General features: G+C 37.9%; 3 protein-coding genes. 1 reads left to right on the top strand and 2 read right to left on the bottom strand.

All coding sequences use genetic code 11. The features are described 5' to 3' along the window. Nucleotides 1–304 (top strand): hypothetical protein (locus ACR2F7_RS11210; RefSeq protein ID WP_432713653.1); only part of this gene is annotated, 304 nt, incomplete at its 5' end. A gap of 126 nt (nucleotides 305–430) precedes the next feature. On the opposite strand, the gene ACR2F7_RS11205 is transcribed toward ACR2F7_RS11210, so the two are convergent. Both ACR2F7_RS11205 and ACR2F7_RS11200 read right to left on the bottom strand, forming a co-directional pair. After that, nucleotides 431–1,567: a DEAD/DEAH box helicase gene (locus tag ACR2F7_RS11205; RefSeq protein ID WP_432713652.1), complete on the bottom strand. Its 1,137-nt coding sequence runs from the start codon at nucleotides 1,565–1,567 to the stop codon at nucleotides 431–433. A gap of 67 nt (nucleotides 1,568–1,634) precedes the next feature. Beyond that, the gene (locus tag ACR2F7_RS11200; protein WP_432713651.1) at nucleotides 1,635–2,216 is read right to left on the bottom strand and encodes a YdeI/OmpD-associated family protein; all 582 of its coding nucleotides are present in this window, start codon (nucleotides 2,214–2,216) and stop codon (nucleotides 1,635–1,637) included. Between the last annotated feature and the right edge of the window lie 81 nt (nucleotides 2,217–2,297).

Below are 2,297 nucleotides of genomic sequence, written 5' to 3'. Positions count from 1 at the left end.
GAATTTTCTCGTAAAATTACATGGACTAAGCAGTGAGGAGAGGAGGAGAAAACTGACCATAACTGTGTTTAATCAATATCATCAGCTAAATCCAGACAGTATAAATTTAGGAGATCAATACACTGATCAAGTTCTTCAGTTAATCATAAAGAGCGGATTGTTTGAAGACTATTATGCCTTTTTCAGGCCGCTGCATTATAACAACAGCTACAATGAATTATTAATAGGTTCACTCCTTGAAATAGGCAATGTGGCGCTAGCTGAAAAGTTTAGTCTGGAGCAAATAGAGGAATACCAGCAGTAGACACCATTTTATGAGGTCCTTATCCAACTAAGAATTGCAACATTCAATTAAGAATACGACTCTCTGTTAATGATTCTGATAAAAACCATTTATACCACCCTTTTTTACTTGTTGATTTATGAAAACTTAAACGACTTTTAAAGATTGACTATCAATCATCTCGACTTGTTTTCCCATCTTTTTTTGTATCACTGAAAAATGATGCTCTTCCTCTGGACTAATCAAAGAAATTGCTTCACCTGTGGCTTCAGCACGACCGGTCCTTCCAATACGGTGGATATAATCCTTAGGAGATCTCGGTAAATCGTAATTGATGACATAGGGGAGGAAATCTATATCGATTCCACGCGACAATAAATCGGTAGCCACTAACACCCTCAATTTGTTTGATTTGAAAAGGCGCATTGCTTCAGTTCGTGCACCCTGGCTTTTTTTACTATGAATTGCCCTGGCGTCGATATTGTTTTTGCCCAGTTTGTTGACAATAGCATCCGCCTGATAAACAGAAGAGGCAAAGACCAATACCTGTTTCATGTCATGTTGTTTGATGAGGTAACGCAGTAGGGGACCTTTTTTGTCATCTGTTACCTTGTAAGCCACTTGTGTAATGGTATCAAAAGTACCAGGTTCCTCTGCTATTTGAATCACCTCAGGATCTTGCAGCAGCAATTGGTTAATCAGCTTAATGTCTTTACTTAGCGTTGCAGAAAACAAAAGGTTTTGTCGCTTTACAGGCAAAAGGGCAATAATTTTGTCCATTTCCTCTTTGAAGCCCAAATTCAGCATTTTGTCTGCCTCATCTAATACAAGTGTATCAATGCCAGATAAATGAACAGCATTGGCTTCAACTAATTCTAATAACCTTCCTGGAGTTGCTACCAATACATTAACACCTTGTAAGGCCATCATCTGGGGGTTAATAGAAACACCACCAAATACGGCCATACATTTAATCGTTTGTGGAAGCGCCTGGCTAAAAAGCTGGAAAACTTCGATCACCTGTATCGCCAATTCCCTGGTTGGCACCACTACTAGCACTTTAACATGCCTGTTTTTTACTATTACAGTTTGCTGTAAGTTTGTTAAAATTGGTAATACATAACCTGCGGTTTTTCCAGATCCTGTTTTGGCAATCCCTAATACGTCTTTTTGATTCAAAATTGCAGGGATTGCTGCTTGCTGTATTGGAGTAGGTGCTGTAAAGTTCTGTTCAGCTAAAACTTTTAATAAAGCAGGAGACAAACCTAAAGATGAAAAGGGCATATGTATTTATTAATCGTGTTCAATGGTAGGTAAAATGCAAAGATAGGCAATCTGCCCTTAAAAATTCTTATCTGAACTGTTCAGGTTTTTGTTTTTTGGCTGCAGATTCAGTAATGATGTTTATTCTCTTCTGCCTTGTCTCCAATTTTTTGGCCTGCACAAGCCAGTGTAGCATTTGCTTCTTTACAGACTTACTTAAATTCATAAAGAATTCTTTTGAGCCAGGATGGATATTGAATTCCTTTTCAAGGTCGTCTGGAATAACAAGTTCTTCAACATCGTCCAATATATTCCAGGAACCATTTTGTTTCGCCTTTTCAATACTTTCACAACCTGCCTTCGTCATTAAACCTTGTTCAATAAGCTGCTCCACCTTTAATTTATTAATCTTTGACCAGCCACTGTTCGGTTTCCTTTGGCAGAAAAATTGAAGGTATTTTTCATCGTCTAAAGGTTTAGCCTTGCTGTCTATCCAGCCAAAGCACAGGGCTTCATCCACTGCCTGTGTCCAGGTTAGTGTAGGGTTATTCGCTTTTTTTTTAGAATAAATAAGCCAAACAGATTGTTTTGAACTATGATTTTCGAGTAACCATTGTCTCCATTCTTGTTGGCTTGCCGGGCAAAAAGTTTCAGGTTCAATTTTATGCATTACTTTGTTTTTCAATGCTATTACGATTAAACTTACAATCAAAATGCCTGTCAAATGGCAACTAAAAAGCCTAGGCCTTTA

This window comes from Pedobacter sp., assembly GCF_045628745.1.
Classification (GTDB): Bacteria; Bacteroidota; Bacteroidia; order Sphingobacteriales; family Sphingobacteriaceae; genus Pedobacter.
Note: the sequence above shows the minus strand (reverse complement) of the source record. Positions and strands in the feature narration are given on the sequence as shown.